15 protein-coding genes are annotated in these 14210 nt (G+C 69.5%); 6 read left to right on the plus strand and 9 right to left on the minus strand.

The genetic code is table 11. The features are described from left to right. Positions 1 to 55 precede the first annotated feature (55 nt). The 5 genes from KIH07_RS13495 to KIH07_RS13515 are packed head-to-tail and all read right to left on the minus strand — an operon-like array spanning position 56 to position 3139. A complete protein-coding gene (locus KIH07_RS13495; RefSeq protein ID WP_226492462.1) occupies positions 56 to 835 on the minus strand; it encodes an SDR family NAD(P)-dependent oxidoreductase in 780 nt (259 codons plus the stop codon). A gap of 14 nt (positions 836 to 849) precedes the next feature. Continuing rightward, positions 850 to 1464 carry an RluA family pseudouridine synthase gene (locus KIH07_RS13500; RefSeq protein WP_226494705.1) on the minus strand — a complete coding sequence of 205 codons (615 nt, stop codon included), beginning with the start codon at positions 1462 to 1464 and terminating at the stop codon, positions 850 to 852. Positions 1465 to 1520: 56 nt separating this feature from the next. Continuing rightward, positions 1521 to 2009: a HugZ family protein gene (locus tag KIH07_RS13505; protein ID WP_226492463.1), complete on the minus strand. Its 489-nt coding sequence runs from the start codon at positions 2007 to 2009 to the stop codon at positions 1521 to 1523. Positions 2010 to 2024: 15 nt separating this feature from the next. Continuing rightward, positions 2025 to 2639, minus strand: a complete 615-nt coding sequence (locus KIH07_RS13510; protein WP_226492464.1) for an OmpA family protein — start codon at positions 2637 to 2639, stop codon at positions 2025 to 2027. 20 nt (positions 2640 to 2659) lie between these two features. Next, complete coding sequence (locus KIH07_RS13515) at positions 2660 to 3139, minus strand: FecR domain-containing protein (protein ID WP_226492465.1); 480 nt, start codon at positions 3137 to 3139, stop codon at positions 2660 to 2662. 158 nt (positions 3140 to 3297) lie between these two features. Here KIH07_RS13515 and KIH07_RS13520 point away from each other — a divergent pair, with 158 nt between their 5' ends. From KIH07_RS13520 to KIH07_RS13530, 3 genes are all read left to right on the plus strand, one after another. Further along, positions 3298 to 4302, plus strand: coding sequence for a tRNA dihydrouridine synthase (locus KIH07_RS13520; protein ID WP_226492466.1), 1005 nt, complete (start codon positions 3298 to 3300; stop codon positions 4300 to 4302). A 33-nt stretch (positions 4303 to 4335) separates the two neighbouring features. Further along, the gene (gshA, locus tag KIH07_RS13525) at positions 4336 to 5907 is read left to right on the plus strand and encodes a glutamate--cysteine ligase (protein WP_226492467.1); all 1572 of its coding nucleotides are present in this window, start codon (positions 4336 to 4338) and stop codon (positions 5905 to 5907) included. Between the two features lie 112 nt (positions 5908 to 6019). Further along, positions 6020 to 6910, plus strand: a complete 891-nt coding sequence (locus KIH07_RS13530) for a dienelactone hydrolase family protein (protein ID WP_226492468.1) — start codon at positions 6020 to 6022, stop codon at positions 6908 to 6910. A gap of 100 nt (positions 6911 to 7010) precedes the next feature. Here the strand turns inward: KIH07_RS13530 and KIH07_RS13535 are convergent, their stop codons facing one another. Together KIH07_RS13535 and KIH07_RS13540 are read right to left on the minus strand one after the other, a co-directional pair. Then, complete coding sequence (locus KIH07_RS13535; protein ID WP_226492469.1) at positions 7011 to 7307, minus strand: 2Fe-2S iron-sulfur cluster-binding protein; 297 nt, start codon at positions 7305 to 7307, stop codon at positions 7011 to 7013. 327 nt (positions 7308 to 7634) lie between these two features. After that, positions 7635 to 8105: an SRPBCC family protein gene (locus KIH07_RS13540; protein ID WP_226492470.1), complete on the minus strand. Its 471-nt coding sequence runs from the start codon at positions 8103 to 8105 to the stop codon at positions 7635 to 7637. A 117-nt stretch (positions 8106 to 8222) separates the two neighbouring features. Here KIH07_RS13540 and ylqF point away from each other — a divergent pair, with 117 nt between their 5' ends. The 3 genes from ylqF to KIH07_RS13555 all read left to right on the plus strand — a co-directional run bounded on the left by ylqF (position 8223) and on the right by KIH07_RS13555 (position 10276). Beyond that, the gene (gene ylqF, locus KIH07_RS13545; RefSeq protein ID WP_226492471.1) at positions 8223 to 9164 is read left to right on the plus strand and encodes a ribosome biogenesis GTPase YlqF; all 942 of its coding nucleotides are present in this window, start codon (positions 8223 to 8225) and stop codon (positions 9162 to 9164) included. Positions 9165 to 9193: 29 nt separating this feature from the next. Next, positions 9194 to 9595, plus strand: coding sequence for a carboxymuconolactone decarboxylase family protein (locus KIH07_RS13550; RefSeq protein ID WP_226492472.1), 402 nt, complete (start codon positions 9194 to 9196; stop codon positions 9593 to 9595). Positions 9596 to 9682: 87 nt separating this feature from the next. Then, complete coding sequence (locus KIH07_RS13555) at positions 9683 to 10276, plus strand: NAD(P)H-dependent oxidoreductase (protein ID WP_226492473.1); 594 nt, start codon at positions 9683 to 9685, stop codon at positions 10274 to 10276. Position 10277: 1 nt separating this feature from the next. Here the strand turns inward: KIH07_RS13555 and KIH07_RS13560 are convergent, their stop codons facing one another. Both KIH07_RS13560 and KIH07_RS13565 read right to left on the minus strand, forming a co-directional pair. Then, entirely contained in the window at positions 10278 to 11288 is a 1011-nt protein-coding gene (locus KIH07_RS13560; protein WP_226492474.1) for a transglutaminase family protein, read from the minus strand. Positions 11289 to 11417: 129 nt separating this feature from the next. After that, complete coding sequence (locus tag KIH07_RS13565) at positions 11418 to 14024, minus strand: circularly permuted type 2 ATP-grasp protein (protein WP_226492475.1); 2607 nt, start codon at positions 14022 to 14024, stop codon at positions 11418 to 11420. Positions 14025 to 14210: the final 186 nt, after the last annotated feature.

Here is a 14210-nt window from a genome sequence, read left to right on the forward strand (position 1 = left end):
GGAAAACAACACATCGTACCCCCGCGGCGCCGATGCCAAAGGGCGTGCGCCGGGCTCAGTCGCGCACGTCGGCCACCGGCTGCTCGCCAAAGTCCGGCCGCTCCAGCCAGGCCAGCACGCGCGCGGCGGCGGCCTCGGGGGCGGCGAGCTGGCCCTGGCTTTGCAGTTCCACGAAACGCTGCCGGTCGGGGAAGGCGGTGGGGTCGCCCGCGCGCAGCTGCACCTGCATGTCGGTGTCGATCACGCCCGGTGCCAGCGACACCAGCCTGGCGCCGTGCGCGCGCCGGGCTTCGTCGAGCGCGCTGCAGCGGGTGAAGTGGTCCATGCCGGCCTTGGCCGCGCAGTAGGGCGCCTGGGCGGCCATGGGGGTGCGGCCCAGTCCCGACGAAATGTTGAGCACCTTGCGCGGGCCGCGCCAGCCCGCGTTCACCCAGGCGGCGGTCGCGGCCAGAAACGCCGCGGTGAGCTGCATCGGGGCTTCCAGTCCCACGCGCAGCGCGTTGGCCAGTTCGTCGGGCGGGCAGGCGTCGAGCGGGCCGATGCGCGGGATCACCCCGGCGTTGTTGATCAGCGTGGCGCTGGCCAGCGCAGGCGGTTGTTGGCCCTCAAGCCAGTGCCGCAGCCGCGCGGCCGCGGCGACGGTGTCGGCCAGGTCTTGTGACCACTGGACCAGGCTGGCGCCGTGCCGCGCGGCTTCGGACTCCAGCGCGGGCGATGCGTGGCGCGAGATGCACAGCAGCAGGCGCCCGGGCGTGAGCAACTGGCGCGCCATGGCCAGGCCCATGCCGCGCGAGGCGCCGGTGAGGATGGTGAGGTGTTGCGTGACTGGGTTCATGGCGGCTCCTGGGCTCAGAACGGACAGGGACATTCGAACCGCAGTGTCTCGCCCGTGACTGGGTGTGGCAACTCCAGCGCTTGCGCGTGCAGCAGCAGGCGATTGGCCAGCGCCTCCTGGGCCGGGCTGGCGTAGAGCGGGTCGCCCACGATGGGGTGGCCAATGGCCTGCAGGTGCACACGCAGCTGGTGCGAACGGCCGGTGACGGGTTCGAGGTCCAGCCGGGTCATGTCCGGCCCGGGCGCGGGCGCCGCGGCCAGCCGCCAGTGTGTGATGCTGGGTTTGCCGAACTCGTGGTGCACGATGCTGCGCGGTCGGGCGAGCCAGTCCAGGATCAGGGGCAGGTCGATGGTGTTCCAGCCGTTGTCGGGCTGCGGGTTGTCCAGCGCGCCGACCACCACCGCCGTGTAGCGCTTGTGCACGCGGCGCTTTTCGAACGCCGTGCTCAGGGTGCGCTGGGCGTCGATGCCGCGGGCCATGACCACGATGCCGGAGGTGGCCATGTCCAGCCGGTGCACCACCAGGGCGTCGGGCCAGACCGCCTGGGCGCGGGTGCTCAGGCAGTCCTGTTTGTCCGGGCCGCGCCCGGGCACGCTCAGCAGGCCGGAGGGCTTGTCGAACACCAGCATCGCCTCGTCGGCGTACAGCGGGTTCAGGCCGTGGTCGTCCACCGCGTGGCCGCCGGTCAGGGCGCGGGGCCGAGGGCCCGCGTCAGCTCGGCGGCGTCCAGGCTGCGCGCCGCGCCAAAGCCGGCCACCTGGCGGGCGCCGCTGGCGCGCAGGCGCACGAAGCGGAAGTCGCCGAGCGCGGTCATGGGTTCGGCGTCGGGGAACCGTTCCAGATAGACCGCGCGGCAGGCCAGCGCTTCGGGGCTGCCGGGTTCGGCCACGAGGGCGGTGGCGTCGAGCGTGACGCGCGGCAGGGCGTGTACTGGTTCGCCCGCCACCTCGGCCTGGCAGACCAGCACCGACACGCGGGGCGAGCGCTGCAGGTTGCGGCTGTGCGCGGCCAGACCGCTGACGTGGATCACCAGGCTGTGATCGACCCGGTCCACCGCAAACGGGACCATGGAGACAAAAGGTGCGCCGTGTTCGTCCAGCGTGCCGAGCGCGGCGGTGCGCTGGCTGGCCAGCAGTTCACGCAGGGCGCGGGTCAGGCTGTGTTCGGTGGCCATGGGGTGGGGGCGTGCTCAGCGCACGTCGATCACGGCGCGGCGGTTGCGGGGCTCGGCGACCTCGTCGTCGGTGGGCACCAGCGGTTCGCGCTCACCGCGGCCCACGGCCTCGATCAGGTCGGCCCGCAGGCCACGCTCGATCAGCTGGTCGCGGATGGCCTGGGCACGTTCCAACGAGAGCGCGTCGTTGGCTTCCAGCGGGCCCTGGCGGTCGGTGTGGCCGGTCACCACGATCTCGCCGCCGGGGCGGGCCTTGGCGCGGGCCACCACGTGGTCCAGCTGCGCCTGCGACTCGGGGGTGAGCTGCGGGGTGGCGGGCTCGAATTCCAGCACGAAGCGCTCGGGCGGCGGCGGCTGCAGCGCGATCAGGCGTGGGTAGGCTTCGCGCACCTTCTCGGCCGTGGTGGTGTCCACGCTGAGCGCACCGCGCGCGCCCACGTTGGCCACCTGGTAGGGGCGGTCGATCACCTGTTCGCCCCGGGCGGTGCTCACCGCCACCGCGCTGGGCGCGCCGTTGGCCTGGGGCAGCAGGATCACGCGCGTGGTCGGCGCGCAGGCCGACAGCACGCTGCCCAGCAGCATCGCGAGGAGGGCGGTGGATCGGTGGTGCAGCGGATGGCTGGATTGCATGGGGCTGGGGTTCGGGTGGTTCAGGGTTGCGCCGGGGCGTCCACGATGAAGTCGGTGCCGCGCACGCCCACCACCGAGGTGGGGGTGGTGATCTTGAACAGATCGGGGTTGATCTTGGCCAGCAGGCCGGTGACGACGCGGATCGAGCCCTGCAGCAGCTCCAGCGCGAGGTTGCCCGACTGGGTCGTGGGGTTGTACTGGAATTTGCTCAGTTCCACCAGGGTGTCGGGGCCCATGGTGACCACGGTGCCGTCCTTGAGGGTGATGGTGGCCGCGCCGGTCTTGCCGGTGCGCAGGCGGTCGGCCTCGTGCAGGCCGTCACCGGGCACGGGCGTGCGGCGCGCCTCGGCCGGGCCGACCCAGATCTCGCCTTCCACGTGTTTGAAGGTGCCCACACGGCCCGCATCGACCGCCGCGGCCGGTGGCGGCTGCTGCGCCCCGGCCTGGGGCAGCACCGCCAGCAGGAAGGCGGCCAGAAACAGGGAGAGGGGCGCACGCATGGAGAACTCCGGGGTGTACGAAACAACCCGCGATGGTACCGGACGGCGCTCGGCCGCGGCCCATGCGCGACGACGGGTGTCTCGATAGAATCCCCAGGGTCCACCCGCACCGTCGCGGCCCTTCGCCGCCCACGGCCGCCCACACCCTCCACCCACCCATGACCCTGCTGCTCGCGCCCATGGAAGGCCTGCTCGACGCGACCTTGCGCGACGTGCTCACGCGCACCGGTGGCATCGACCGCTGCGTGAGCGAGTTCATCCGCGTCACCCAGACCCTGCTGCCCGAGCGCGCGTTCCTGCGGGTGGTGCCCGAGCTGCTCAACGGTGGGCGCACCCGCGCGGGCGTGCCGGTGCGCCCGCAGTTGCTGGGGTCGGACCCGGCCTGCCTGGCCGAGAACGCGGCGCGGCTCGCGGGCCTGAGCCCGTTCGGTGTGGACCTCAATTTCGGCTGCCCGGCCAAGACGGTGAACCAGAGCCGGGGCGGCGCGGTGCTGCTGGACGAACCCGAGCTGATCGGCCGCATCGTGGCCGCGGTGCGCCGCGCGGTGCCGGCCCAGGTGCCGGTGTCGGCCAAGATGCGCCTGGGCTTCAACGACGACCACCGGGCCGAGGACTGCGCACACGCCATCGCCGAAGCGGGGGCCGACGAACTGGTCATCCACGCCCGCACCAAGGCGCACGGCTACCGCCCGCCCGCCTACTGGGAGCGCATCGCGCAGGTGCGGGCCTCGCTGCCGGCGGGCGCGCCCATCACCGTGATCGCCAACGGCGACATCTGGAACGTGGCCGATGCCGAACGCTGCCGCGCCGTCACCGGTTGCGACGCGCTCATGATCGGTCGCGGCATGGTGACCGACCCGGGCCTGGCGCTGGCCATCAAAGGGCAGGGCGGTGTGCCCTGGCAGCAGCTGCCACCGCTGCTGCTCGCGTTCTGGCAGCAGGTGAGCGTGCGCGTGGAGCGCCGCCACCGCGCCGGGCGGCTCAAACAGTGGCTCAACTACCTGCGCCAGCGTTACCCGCAGGCCCAGGACGCGTTCGACGAACTGCGCCTGGTGCACGACCCCGCCGCCATCGAGGCCTGGCTGCGGCAGGCGCAAATCCGCCCGCCTATTACCACAGAGCCGATCCCGGCGCTGGCAGCGGAGTTGGCGCAGCCGTGTTAACTTCCGGCCCCGGACCTGAACCACGACGCCTGTATGACCTCTGTAAAACCCCGGCTGGATGCCCTCACGGCTGAGCGCCTGCGCGGCATGCGTCGCGGCATCGAGAAAGAAAGTCTGCGTGCGCAGCCCGACGGCCGGCTGGCCCTGACGCCACACCCCGCCGCGCTGGGCAGTGCCCTGACCCACCCGCACATCACCACCGACTACAGCGAATCGCAGCTGGAGCTGATCACCGGTGTGCACGACAGCGTGGCCTCGTGCCTGGCCGAACTCACCGAGATCCACCAGTACACCGTGCGCAGCCTGCGCAAGGCCGGCGACACCTCGGGCGAGGAAATGCTCTGGGCCTCCAGCATGCCCTGCGGTCTGCCCACCGACGAGACCATTCCGCTGGGCCGCTACGGCTCGTCCAACGTCGGGCGTGCCAAGAGCGTGTACCGCATGGGCCTGGGCCACCGCTACGGCCGGCGCATGCAGACCATCTCGGGCATCCACTACAACTGGTCGCTGCCGGGCGTGGACAACGACGGCTACTTCGCGCTGATCCGCAACTTCCGCCGGCATGCCTTCTTGCTGCTCACACTGTTTGGCGCCTCGCCCGCGGTGTGCTCCACCTTCGTTGAAGGCCGCGAGCACGAGCTGTTGCCGCTGGGCAGTGGCGGCAGCCTGCACATGCCCTACGGCACCTCGCTGCGCATGGGCCGCCTGGGCTACCAGAGCGACGCGCAGGCCACGCTGGACGTGAGCTACAACGGGCTCGAAGGTTACGCGGCCTCGCTGCACGACGCGCTCACCCGGCCCTGGCCGGCCTACGAGGCGCTGGGCATCCGCAACCCGGGCGGTGACTACAACCAGCTTGCCACCACGCTGCTGCAGATCGAAAACGAGTTCTACGGCACGATCCGGCCCAAGCGCGTGATCTACCCCGGCGAACGCCCGCTGCACGCGCTGCGCGAACGCGGCGTGGAATACGTCGAGGTGCGGCTGATGGACCTCGACCCGTTCGAGCCCATCGGCATTGGCGCGCCCACCCTGCGTTTTCTCGACGTGTTCCTGCTGCACTGCCTGCTCAGCGACAGCCCGCCCGACACGCCGGACGAAATCCACGAACTCAAGCGCAACCAGCACCTCACCGCGGCACGCGGGCGCGAGCCCGGCCTGCGCCTGGAGCGCCGGGGCCAGAGTGTGCCGCTGGTGCAATGGGGCAGCGAGATCCTGGACCAGCTCGATCCCATCGCCCGTGCGCTCGATCTGTCCCAGGGGGGCGACGCCCATGCCGAGGCGGTGAACCAGGCCCGCGCCGGGTTGCTGGCGCCCCAGACCCTGCCCTCGGCGCGGGTGCTCGCCGCGATGCGCCAGGAGCACGGCGATTCCTTCGTGGCGTTCGTGCGCACGCAGTCGCAACAGATCCATGCCCACCTGCTGGGCCTGCCCTGGAGCGCCAAGCAGCAGGCCCGCTATGAAGCCATGGCCGCGCAGTCGGTGCTGGACCAGCGCGCGATCGAAGCGGCCGACACCATGCCGTTCGACATCTATCTGCAGGAATACACCTCGCCCGCGCGCCTGGGCAGGCCCAACGCTTCGCCACTCGCCGCCGCTGCCTGAGCGGAGGGGCAGGCCCCGCGCCGGTTACCCCTTGAAACCCGCGTTTCGCCTGCGTGTGTTCATCGCGGAGGTGCCTGGCGCTAAGCTGCGAGGTCGTTGACAAGGGGCACACATGGCACGATTGACCGCAGCGGACTTTGACCAGGAACTGCTGATCCTGTTTGACGCCTATGTGCATGGCGACATCGATCGCCGTGCCTTTCTGGAGCGGGCCAGCCGCTTCGCCGTGGGTGGCGTCACGGCGGTCGGGTTGCTGGCCGCGCTCAGCCCCGATTTCGCGGCCGCCCAGGTGGTGCCCAAGGACGACAAGCGCGTCTTGACCCTGGTGGTGGACGTGCCCTCGCCGTCGGGGTCGGGCACCGTCAAGGCTTATCTGGCCAAACCCGCCACGGGCACGGCCAAGCTGCCCGGGGTGCTGGTGGTGCACGAAAACCGGGGCCTCAATCCCCACATCGAAGACATCGCCCGGCGCTTGGCCCTGGAGGGCTATCTGGCGCTCGCGCCCGACGCGCTCACGCCATTGGGCGGCTACCCGGGCGACGAGGACAAGGCACGCGCCCTGTTCGCGCAACTCGATCAGACCAAGACCCGGCAGGACTTCATCGCCGCGGCCGAGGCGCTGAAAGGCCGCCCCGAGTGCACGGGCCGCATCGGCGTGGTGGGCTTCTGTTATGGCGGCGGCATCGCACACATGCTGGCCACCCAACTGCCCGACCTGGCCGCGGCGGTGCCGTTTTACGGCAACCTGCCCCCGGTCCAGGACGCGGCAAAAGTCAAGGCGCCGCTGCTGATCCACTTCGCCGGCATCGACGAGCGCATCAACGCCGCCTGGCCCGCCTACGAGGCCGCGCTCAAGGCCGCGGGCGTGCGCTACACCGCCTACCAATACCCGGCCACCCAGCACGGCTTCCACAACGACACCACGCCGCGCTACGACACCAACGCCGCCCAACTGGCCTGGGATCGCACCCTGGGCTTTTTCAAGCAGAGCTTGATGACATGAAACACCCCCGCCGCGCTGCGCGCGACCCCCTCAAGGGGGCGGCACTGGCCGTCCGGCAAAGCCGGCCCGGCGGTGCCCTGGGTTGGGCCGCGGGTGGACCTCAGTCGCCGGGGCCGATGAGCGTCACGTCCTCCAGCGGGTAGGCCGCGCAGGGCAATACGCAGCCCGCGGCTTTTTCTTCGGGCAGCAGACCGGGCCATTCGATGCCGTAGCGCACGCTCCCCCGCAGCAGCCGACCGATGCAGGCGCGGCAACTGCCGTTGCGGCACGAGGCCGGCCAAGCCACGCCCGCGCGCAGCAGGGTTTGCAGCAGCGTGTCGTCGGCGCGGGCGGCCAGGGTCTGGCCTGTCTCGGGCAGGTGCAACTGGAAGACGGTGGGCTGGGGCGGGGTGCTCATGTGCACAAATCCAGACACGGCGGCTTGCTCATAGGCGGTTCTGGGATGCTGCACGCACTGCCTGTTGAATGGGCAATTTGAAGAACTTCGTTGTGTGACAAGCACTTATCTTGACCGTACAGAACTTGCCATCACTTATGCACAGCCTTGTCCAAGGTTTTGCTGAACAAGTGGATAAATGCGCTGGCCCGGGTGCCCGTTGTGCAGGCAGTTTGAAGAAGCACTTAGGGCCACAAGCACTTGCGCGCCCCGTACACGGCTGACCCCGGGTTATGCACAAACTTATCCAGTGTTTCGCTGGACAACTCACGGAAGAAGAGACGAGGCTCAGGCCTCGCCGCCGAAACGCTGGATCAGGTTGTCGATGTACTTTTCCACCAGCTTCTCGAACTCGCCCTGCACCACGGGCACCACGATCATCTTCATCAGGCCGGGCAGCGGCACCTCGATCTCGCCCTGGATGGCGAGCGTGAGGCCGGTGGACTTCTTGTTGTCCACGATCTTCCAGTGGCCGCCCACCAGCGCGTTGCCCACCCCCTTGACGGGGGTCCACTTCACCGTGCCCTTGGTTTTGTCGCTGACGTATTTGCTGGCGTACACGGTCTGGATGTTGACCTGCGCCGTGCCCACCTTTTCCATCTCCCACTGGTAGACGCCGTCGCCCAGATCGGTGAGTTGCTCGACTTTGGGAAAATGGCTGACCGAGGCCGGCACGTCCGAGAGCAGCTCGAACACCTCGGCGGCCTTGGCCTTGACGTCGAATTCGTAACCCAGATCAATCTTGACGGTGATGCTCATGTGTCTCCTCTTGGGGGTGTGGGAAGGGGGAAATCATTGTGGCATGGCGACCCCGGCGCGCCGATAGAGTGCGCTACCCAGAGCACAATCCCCGTCTCACCGAAAGAACACCAACCCATGAGCATCCAGTGGTTTCCCGGGCACATGCACCTCACGCGCAAGGCCATCACCGAGCGCGTGAAAGAGATCGACGTCGTGATCGAAATGCTGGACGCGCGCCTGCCCGGCTCCAGCGCCAACCCGCTGCTGGCCGAGCTCACCAGCGGGCGGCCCACGCTCAAGGTGGTGAACAAGCAGGACATGGCCGACCCCAAGCGCACCGCGCTCTGGCTGGCGCACTACAACGCCCAGGCCAACACCCGCGCGATCGCGCTCGACGCCAGCGTCACCGCGCCCGCGCGTGCCCTCATCGACGCCTGCCACGCGCTGGCGCCGCTGCGCGGCGACATGGTCAAGCCCATGCGGGTGCTGATCTGCGGCATTCCCAACGTGGGCAAGTCCACGCTCATCAACACGCTCAAAGGCAAACGCGCGGCCAAGACCGGTGACGAGGCCGGCATCACCCGCACCGAGTCGCGCATCGTCCTGGCCGACGGCTTCTACCTGTACGACACGCCGGGCATGCTCTGGCCGCGCATCGTCGTGCCCGAGAGCGGCTTCAACCTGGCCGCCAGCGGCGCCGTGGGGCGCAACGCCTACGACGACCAGGAGGTGGCGCTGGAGTTGCTGGACAAGATCAAGGCCGCTTACGGTGCCGAGCTCGACGCGCGCTACAAGCTGGGCCTGTCGCCGCAGGCCATCGCCGAACTGCCCGACGAAGAGCTGATGGCCGCCATCGCGCGCAAGCGCGGCGCCATCGGGTCGGGCGGCAGCATCAACTGGCAAAAGGCCGCCGAACTGGTGATCGCCGATTTCCGCAGCGGCATTCTGGGCCGCATCACGCTGGAGACGCCCGAGCAGTTCCAGCGCTGGCTGCACGCGGGCCAGGAGGCCGACGCGCAGCGCCAGGCGCGCAAGAAGGAACGCAACAAGAAACCCGCCAAGCCCGACAAACGCTGAGGCGCCGGCCCATCACCCAGGAGCAACCCATGTCCACCACCGCCCCGCCGGTCCACCCCGAGAACGATCCCCGCGTCAAGGCGGTGTTCGACGACATCCGTGCCACGCGCAACACGGACTTCATCAACAACATGTGGCGCTACCTGGCGTTTGATCCGGCGCTGCTGGAGCAGACCTGGGCCGAGGTCAAGCGGGTCATGGCGACGCCTTCCAGCCTGGACCCGCTGACCAAAGAGATGGTCTACATCACCGCGTCCATCATCAACGGCTGCAGCTACTGCGTGCACTCACACACCGCCGCGGCCAGCGCCAAGGGCATGACGCGCGAGCAGCACGCCGAGCTGCTGTCCATCGTGGCGCTCGCCGCCAAGACCAACCAGCTTGCCACCGCGCTGCAGGTGCCGGTGGACCCGGTGTTCGACAAGGGCTGATCCCGGTTCGGAGCTGGCTTGACGCGGGTCAACCCGCGCAGACCGCGGTGGTGCCAGCATGGTCCTTTCCTGAACGGAGGTGTTTCCATGTCCGATCCGCGTCGCATCCTGCTCATCAACGGCCACCCCGATGCCGGGGCGCACCATCTCATCCACACCCTGGCCGACGCCTACGCCGAGGGCGCGCAAGCCGGCGGACATGCGCTGCGTCGCGTGGAGGTGTCGGCACTGGACTTTGCGCTGCTCAAAAGCCAGCACGAATGGGAACATGGCGAGTTGCCGCCCGCGCTGCGGCCCGCGCAGGACGCCATTGCCTGGGCGCAGCACCTGGTGCTGTTGTTCCCGCTCTGGATGGGCGACATGCCGGCCATGCTCAAGGGCTTTCTGGAGCAGGTGGCGCGGCCCGGGTTCGCGTTTCACCGCGATGAAAAGAATCCGTTTGGCCGCAAGGCACTGGGTGGGCGCTCGGCGCGCATCGTGGTGACCATGGGCATGCCCGCGCTGGTCTACCGCTGGTATTTCCGTGCCCACAGCGTCAAATCGCTGGAGCGCAACATCCTGGGGTTTGTCGGCATCGCCCCGGTGCACGAAACGCTGATCGGCTTGGTGGATCAGCTGGGCACGCCGGGCGTGGCGAAGTGGCAGGGCAAGTTGCGCGCGTTGGGGCGGCAGGGGCGCTGAGTCAGGCCCCGTCCAGCAGGTCGGCGATCTCGTCGGGCGGCGCCACGGTCACGCCCACGTGCAGCGTGTGCCGGGCTCCGCCCTGGATCACGCCGCGCATGGGTGAGACGTCGGAGAAGTCGCGGCCGATGGCAAGGGTCACGTAGTCCTCACCCGGGCTGCCCCAGCCACAGCGGTTGTTGGTGGGGTCGAAATCGAACCAGGCGCCGCCGAGGGCCGCGGCCACAGCTTCTTCGCTGGCGGCGGGGGCTTCGTCATCGGCATCGGCACCGCCATCGGCGCTGGCGCCGGCCGGCAGCGGCACATAGACCGAGACCCAGGCGTGCGACGCATCGGCACCGATCAGGCGCGGCTTGCCGGGCGGCGGCTGGGTCAGCAGGTAGCCGCTCACGTAGCGCGCGGGCAGGCCCAGGCTGCGCAGGCAGCCGAGCATGATGTGGGCGAAGTCCTGGCACACGCCCTTGCCTTGCTCCAGCGCCTGCAGCGCGGGGGTGTTGACCTCGGTGCTGTCGGTCTCGTACCGCAGCTGGGTGTGGATGCGCTCCATCAGCGCGCGCGCGGCCTCCAGCACCGGCAGGCCGGCGGTGAACGCCGGGCGCGCAAAGGCCGCAAAAGCATCGTCGCGCGGCACGTAGGGCGAGGCGAACAGGAATTCGCAGGCCGGGTCGTAGGGCGCGTGCGCACGGTAGCGGAAGTGTTTGCGCACGCTCTCCCAGCCGGTCTGTTGCCAGGCCGGGCTGTCGGGCAGCGGCCGCGGCGCCTGGGTCTCGACCAGGCTGTCGGCCTCCACGGTCAGGGTGTCGTGTGGTGCCTGCAGCGAAAAGAAGGTGCGCAGGTTGCCAAACGCGTCGGTGGTCTGGCTGCGCGCCGACGGCTCGGGGCGCACGTGCAGGGTGTGCGCCAGCAACTTTTGCGTGGGCGTGTCGCGCGGCGAGAGATGCACCATGTGCTGCGCCATGTCGATGGTGCCGTGGTAGCGGTAGCGGGTGCGGTGAAGAATGCGAAGCAACATATCAGGTGCGCAGTGGATCCGCATTCACCGGGAACACCGCGGAACCGGCTTTGCCGGGCCGCTGGTGTTGCCCCTTGAGGGGCTGAGCGGCTACGCGCAGCGAGCAAGCGATGGGGGGGAGCAACATTCTTATGCTCCAACACTCTGGTTGCCGCGGTCGGCGTGGCTGAAGTGCAGGCGCGTGATGTCTTCGGACAGCGCGCACGCGGCGGCCTCGCAGTCGTCGAGCAGTCCGGCCAGTTCGCTCCAGGTGCGCTGGCCGTCGGGCGCGCGCTGCCAGTTGCTCAGATCGGCCAGTACCCAGGTGTCGGGGTCGGGCAGGTCCATCGCCAGTGCCGCGTCCTGCGGCATGGCGCTCAGCGAAAGTTTGGCCAGGCGTGAGCGCAGGGTCTGCACCACCCAGGCCAGCGACCTCGGGTTGTCGCGGTCCATCACCAGGAGATCGATCAGCGCCACCATGTCGCGGCGCTGCTGGTACAGGGCGTGGAAGGTGATGGTGCTGTCGAACAGCGCCACCAGTGCTTCAAAGCCTGCTGGGTCGTGCACGCAGTGGTGTTCGAGCCCGAGCGCGAGCGCACGCGAGAGGGTGATGAGGCGTTCAATGTGGCGGCCCACCGAGAGCAGGCGCCAACCGTTGTCGCGCACCATGCGGTCGGTCTGCGCGCCGGTGATGGCGGCGAGCAGTTCGCTGGCGTTCTGCAGCGCTGCCAGGGCCTCGGCGGTGCCGTATTCGGCGTCGGCGGCCATGTCGGCGCAGTCGTGGGCGAATTCGGCCTCGGTGCGTTCGATCAGGTTCCAGTGTTCCTGCGACAGGCGCTCGCGCACCTGCGCGGCGGCGGCCTTGAGCGCGCGCAGGTTGAAGCCCACGCTGTAGGTCTGGCCGGCCAGCGGCGTGCCCGGTTCGGGCGACAGGCCGGCCATGAGGCTGCGCGCGAACACGCGGGCGGATTGTTCGGCCCCGGGCACGTCGGGCAGCACCAGCGAGTTTTCGCGTGCGGCGGCCGAGAGCCAGGCCATCAGCGGGCGCGAGCTCGGTTCTTCACCGGCCAGGTGGTTGAGCGCGATCTGGGCCAGGCGGATGCTGTTTTCAGCACGCTCGGTGTAGCGGCCCAGCCAGAACAGGTTTTCGGCGGCGCGGCTGGTCACCGGGCGTTTCTGGTGTGCCAGCGCCAGCGTGCTCGGCGCGGACTGAAGCAGGCTGGTGTGATCGACCAGGCCTTCGGTCTGCACCCAGCAGTCGGCGCTGCTGCCGCCGCGCTGCATGGAGGCCATGAGCTGGCCGCGCGGCGCCAGCCGCACCAGGCCGCCGGGCAGCACGCGCCAGGACTGCGGGCCGTCGGCCAGCGCGAACACGCGCAGGATGGCCGAGCGCGGCATGAGCCGTTCGCCCGACCAGGTGGGCGTCTGCGACAGTGGCATCCAGGACTGCACGGTGTAGTCGTCGGGGTGGCGTGCCATGCGACCCGACCACTCGTTGAGTTCGCGCGGGTTCAGGCACTGGCCCATGGCCGTTTCGAGGCCCGAGCTCGGGTAGGTGGGCTTGATCACGCTGTCTTTCAGCAGCGGCAGCACCTCGCGCAGCGCCGCGCTTTCGCCGCACCACCAGGTGGCCAGCGAAGGCAGGCTGAGTTCCTCCCCCAGCAGGTGGCGGCTGATCGCGGGCAGGAAGCCCAGCAGCGCGCTGGATTCCAGCGGGGCCGAGCCGGGCGCGTTGGCCAGCAGCAGGTTGCCCGCGCGCAGCACCTGCAGCAGGCCGGGCACGCCCAGGCGCGAGTCCGAGCGCAGCTCCAGCGGGTCCAGCCACTCGTCGTCCAGCCGCTTGATCAAAGCGTGCACCGGCTCCAGGCCGCTCAGGGTCTTGAGGTACAGGCGCTGGTCGCGCACGGTGAGGTCGTGGCCTTCGACCAGGGTGAGGCCGAGGTAACGCGCCAGGTAGGCGTGTTCGAAATAGGTTTCGTTGTAGGGGCCGGGCGTGAGCAGGGCGATGCGGGCGTTTTCGCCCTCGGGCGCCATGGCCTTGATGCCGTCCATCAGCGCGCGGTAGCTCGCGGCCAGGCGTTGCACCTTCATGCCGGCGAAGGCCTTGGGGAACTGGCGCGAAATGGCGATGCGGTTTTCCAGCAGGTAGCCCAGACCCGAGGGCGCCTGGGTGCGCTGGCCCACCACCCACCATCGGCCATCGGGTCCGTGGGCGAGGTCGAAGGCCACGATGTGCAGCCAGGTGTCGCCCGGCGGTTTGACCCCCTGCATCGACCGCAGGTAGCCCGGGTGGCCCTGCACCAGCGCGGCCGGCAGCAGCGCCTGCTTGAGCAGGTCGCGTTCTCCGTAGAGATCGGCCATCACGGCGTTGAGCAGGCGGGTGCGCTGCATCACGCCGGCCTCGATCCGGGCCCAGTCCTGCGGGGGAACGATCATCGGGAACAGGTCCAGCGCCCAGGGACGCTCCTGGCCCGACGCGTCGGCGTAGACGTTGTAGGTCACGCCGTTGTCGCGGATCTGGCGTTGCAGGTTGTCGGAGCGGCGGTTCAGCTCGGCAAAACCATCGGTGCCGATGTGTTCAAAAAAACTGGCCCATGGCGCCGACAGGCCGCTGCCGCCCTCGCCACCCGCGGACGGGGGCAGGCGCAGCTCGTCCCGGTGGCCTTCATCGGCCGGGACGGACAGGGACAGCGCCCAGTCGCCAGGCGATTCGGGGCTGAGCTCGTCAAACAGGGTGTCGGGGGCGTCGTGGTTCACGGGTTCCGAGTATGCCTTCGCTGGCCGAGCAAGGGCCTGGGGCGAAACCCGATCCGTGGGGGGGCGTGTGCCGTCCTTCACGTTGGTGTGCTCGCCGTTAGGTGGGGTTCAAGGACGACGGAGCGCGATATGAAACGCATGAGGCGACGCCAACCCAGGCCAGCGCGGAACCGGCTTTGCCGGGCC

This window comes from Hydrogenophaga taeniospiralis (genome assembly GCF_020510445.1).
GTDB lineage: Bacteria > Pseudomonadota > Gammaproteobacteria > Burkholderiales > Burkholderiaceae_C > Hydrogenophaga.

What these genes read in the sequence shown, in the direction of transcription:
- KIH07_RS13530 (WP_226492468.1), top strand. Translation starts at nt 6,020, where the DNA reads ATGGCACGATTGACCGCAGCGGACTTTGACCAGGAACTGCTGATCCTG.
- KIH07_RS13510 (WP_226492464.1), bottom strand. Translation starts at nt 2,639, where the DNA reads ATGCAATCCAGCCATCCGCTGCACCACCGATCCACCGCCCTCCTCGCG.
- KIH07_RS13515 (WP_226492465.1), bottom strand. Translation starts at nt 3,139, where the DNA reads ATGCGTGCGCCCCTCTCCCTGTTTCTGGCCGCCTTCCTGCTGGCGGTG.
- KIH07_RS13520 (WP_226492466.1), top strand. Translation starts at nt 3,298, where the DNA reads ATGACCCTGCTGCTCGCGCCCATGGAAGGCCTGCTCGACGCGACCTTG.
- KIH07_RS13505 (WP_226492463.1), bottom strand. Translation starts at nt 2,009, where the DNA reads ATGGCCACCGAACACAGCCTGACCCGCGCCCTGCGTGAACTGCTGGCC.
- ylqF (WP_226492471.1), top strand. Translation starts at nt 8,223, where the DNA reads ATGAGCATCCAGTGGTTTCCCGGGCACATGCACCTCACGCGCAAGGCC.
- KIH07_RS13500 (WP_226494705.1), bottom strand. Translation starts at nt 1,464, where the DNA reads ATGCTGGTGTTCGACAAGCCCTCCGGCCTGCTGAGCGTGCCCGGGCGC.
- KIH07_RS13560 (WP_226492474.1), bottom strand. Translation starts at nt 11,288, where the DNA reads ATGTTGCTTCGCATTCTTCACCGCACCCGCTACCGCTACCACGGCACC.
- KIH07_RS13495 (WP_226492462.1), bottom strand. Translation starts at nt 835, where the DNA reads ATGAACCCAGTCACGCAACACCTCACCATCCTCACCGGCGCCTCGCGC.
- gshA (WP_226492467.1), top strand. Translation starts at nt 4,336, where the DNA reads ATGACCTCTGTAAAACCCCGGCTGGATGCCCTCACGGCTGAGCGCCTG.
- KIH07_RS13535 (WP_226492469.1), bottom strand. Translation starts at nt 7,307, where the DNA reads ATGAGCACCCCGCCCCAGCCCACCGTCTTCCAGTTGCACCTGCCCGAG.
- KIH07_RS13540 (WP_226492470.1), bottom strand. Translation starts at nt 8,105, where the DNA reads ATGAGCATCACCGTCAAGATTGATCTGGGTTACGAATTCGACGTCAAG.
- KIH07_RS13550 (WP_226492472.1), top strand. Translation starts at nt 9,194, where the DNA reads ATGTCCACCACCGCCCCGCCGGTCCACCCCGAGAACGATCCCCGCGTC.
- KIH07_RS13555 (WP_226492473.1), top strand. Translation starts at nt 9,683, where the DNA reads ATGTCCGATCCGCGTCGCATCCTGCTCATCAACGGCCACCCCGATGCC.